Raw genomic sequence first — 918 nt, forward strand, 5'->3', positions numbered from 1 at the left:
GTATTTGAGAGTAAACTCTCACACGATAGTATCGAAAAACTTGATGGCCCTGGTTTGCAACCAGTCCTACCATAAAATACTGATTATTTTCCTTCCAAATTCGCGCGCTTTACTGATTTTTTAAATAACCTAGCAAGCAAGGGTTATTGCACACAACGTGTTTGTATAAGATTAGTTGCGTGGTTTAAGCACTAAATTTAGCAAATAAAACACAGATAGAAAGTCCGCGAGGACTTTCGTAAGTAGGCTGGTAACAAGCAATTAATTTTATACGTTGTTGTGCTTAGTTTTTTCTTTATTCAGTTTATAAATGAGTTCTATAAATGTCTTGTCTTTATTGGTTTTAAATGACTTCGTATCATAAAATCCATTTTCATCTTGAAATCGAACTGTAATTATATGGAAAGGGTCAAGTAATGATTTCGAACGAAACTTCACTAATTCAAGTGATTTAGAATTATGGGAAAATTTATCTTCTCTATTTTTCGAAAAATTCTTTTGAAAAGAAATTAAAAGTATTTCATTTTCCAGAGAGAAATGTTTAATATATAAATCATTTCTCAAATAGCCTACTAAAGACAAAATAGTAAAACCAATTAGAAGAATTATTAACAGGAAAAGCCAATCATTCGTTCTTTTTATATTAAAAAGTGCAAATAAGAGTATTATTAAAATTGGACCTAAAAATTTATCTCTAATTATATCTTTTGTCATTTTCGGATTTATATTTTAAGTCAGCTGTAATTCAATATTCTCGTGTTCTTCTATGATTTCAATTATTCCGTCATAATATTTTAATTCCGATTTGCTTTTTTCACTTCGGTGCCATTTTAGGATATATTTTTCGTCAACGTCGTGAACTCCAAATCCACCGTAAAGTACATCATTAAATGCGTTTAGATTCCGTCCAATTTTCCA

2 protein-coding genes are annotated in these 918 nt (G+C 29.8%); both read right to left on the minus strand.

Annotated elements, in window-relative coordinates:
- Window positions 1-267: 267 nt before the first annotated feature.
- Complete coding sequence (locus K8344_RS13935) at window positions 268-714, minus strand: hypothetical protein (RefSeq protein WP_237609285.1); 447 nt, start codon at window positions 712-714, stop codon at window positions 268-270.
- A gap of 15 nt (window positions 715-729) precedes the next feature.
- A partial coding sequence (locus K8344_RS13940) for a barstar family protein (RefSeq protein ID WP_237609286.1) occupies window positions 730-918 on the minus strand: 189 nt, incomplete at its 5' end.

The organism is Aequorivita xiaoshiensis, from assembly GCF_022008395.1.
Taxonomy (GTDB): domain Bacteria; phylum Bacteroidota; class Bacteroidia; order Flavobacteriales; family Flavobacteriaceae; genus Aequorivita; species Aequorivita xiaoshiensis.